This window comes from Streptomyces sp. yr375, assembly GCF_900110755.1.
Classification (GTDB): Bacteria; Actinomycetota; Actinomycetes; order Streptomycetales; family Streptomycetaceae; genus Streptomyces.
Genome location: NZ_FOFF01000118.1, coordinates 1 through 1,666, shown reverse-complemented (window position 1 = coordinate 1,666; position 1,666 = coordinate 1). Strand labels below are relative to the sequence as shown.

Sequence of the window (1,666 nt, the reverse complement as noted above, 5' to 3'; positions counted from 1 at the left end):
CGCTACCGGGGTTCATTCGCAGTGCATCGGGCTTCAGCCCGGTGGTGAAGCGAATCTGATGGTGGCGACGCGGAGCGTCGCCGCGTCTTGTCCGGCGGCGCCGGACACGGCGTGTTCACCACCCGCGGCGCGGAGCGTCGTGATTGCTGGTCCCGGCGGAGCTGGGCTGTGCTCACACCGGCCGGTTCTGCTGCTCGATGTACTGCCTGACCACGGTGAGCGGGGCGCCGCCGACGGTTCCAGCGAAGTAGGAGCCCGACCACAGCTTGTTGGCCCGCCAGTAGTGGCGTACGAGGTCGGGGAACTCCTGGCGCAGACGGCGTGAGGAGACGCCCTTGAGGGAGTTGACCAGCTTGGTGACGGTGACCTTGGGCGGGAAGTTCACCAGCAGATGGACGTGGTCGTTCTCGCCGTTGAACTCCACCAGCTCGCACTCGAAGTCCGCGCACACCGACCGCATGATCTCCTCCATACGCGTCAGATGAGCATCAGTGAACACCTTGTGCCGGAACTTGGTCACGAAGACCAAGTGCACGTGCATAACGAAAACACAGTGCCGACCAGTTCTGATCTTCTGAATCTCACTCATAACCCAAGTATGTAGCGTGGCCGTCATGCAGCTCAGGTACGCCTTCAGGTTGTACCCGGACACCGGCCAGCAGACCGCGCTGGCGAAAGCGTTCGGGTGCGCCCGCGTCGTGTTCAACGACGCCGTGTACGCCCGCGAGAGCGCCCGCAAGGCTGGGAAGCCGTTTCCGAAGATCGGCGAGCTGTCCACACGGCTGATCACCCAGGCGAAGCAGACTGTGGAGCGGTCCTGGCTGGGCGAGGTCTCCGCGGTCGTTCTCCAGCAGTCCCTGCGCGACGCCGAGACCGCCTACCGCAACTTCTTCGCCTCCCTCAAGGGCACCCGCAAGGGGCCCAGGAGCGGTGCGCCGCGGTTCAAGTCCCGCAAGGACACCCGCCAGTCGATCCGGTTCACCGCGAACGCCCGCTGGAAGATCACCGACACAGGACGGCTGAACCTGCCGAAGATCGGGGCGGTGAAGGTGAAGTGGTCCCGCACCCTGCCCACCACCCCCACCTCGGTCACCGTGGTCAAGGACTCCGCCGGGCGGTACTTCGCCTCCTTCGTCATCGACACCGACCCACGGGCGGATGCCGGGCGGATGCCCGCCACCGACCGCACCATCGGCATCGACCTCGGCCTGACGCACTTCGCTGTTCTGTCCGACGGCACGAAGATCGACTCCCCGCGCTTCTTGCGCCGCGCGGAGAAGAAACTGAAGAAGGCCCAAAAGGAACTGTCCCGCAAGCAGAAGGGATCAAGGAACCGGGCCAAGGCCCGCCTCAAGGTCGCCCGCGCCCACGCCCAGGTTGCTGACGCACGCCGTGAGTTCCACCACCAGCTCTCCACGAAGCTGATCCGCGAGAACCAAGGGATCGCCGTGGAGGACCTGTCGGTGACGGGACTGGCCCGCACGAAGCTGGCCAAGTCCGTGCACGACGCCGGATGGGCCTCATTCGTGAACATGCTGGAGTACAAAGCACAACGGTACGGACGGACCCTGATCAAGATCGGCCGGTTCGAGCCGACGAGTCAGGTCTGCTCCACCTGCGGAGTCAAGGACGGGCCCAAACCCCTGAACGTCCGGGAATGGACCTG

2 protein-coding genes are annotated in these 1,666 nt (G+C 65.1%); one reads left to right on the top strand and one right to left on the bottom strand.

Annotation, left to right across the window (positions count from 1 at the left end; translation table 11 throughout):
* Window positions 1–172 precede the first annotated feature (172 nt).
* Window positions 173–589, bottom strand: coding sequence for an IS200/IS605 family transposase (tnpA, locus tag BMZ82_RS39100; protein WP_093782121.1), 417 nt, complete (start codon window positions 587–589; stop codon window positions 173–175).
* 25 nt (window positions 590–614) lie between these two features.
* On the opposite strand from tnpA, the gene BMZ82_RS39095 reads away from it, so the two are divergent.
* A partial coding sequence (locus BMZ82_RS39095; RefSeq protein ID WP_093782122.1) for an RNA-guided endonuclease InsQ/TnpB family protein occupies window positions 615–1,666 on the top strand: 1,052 nt, incomplete at its 3' end.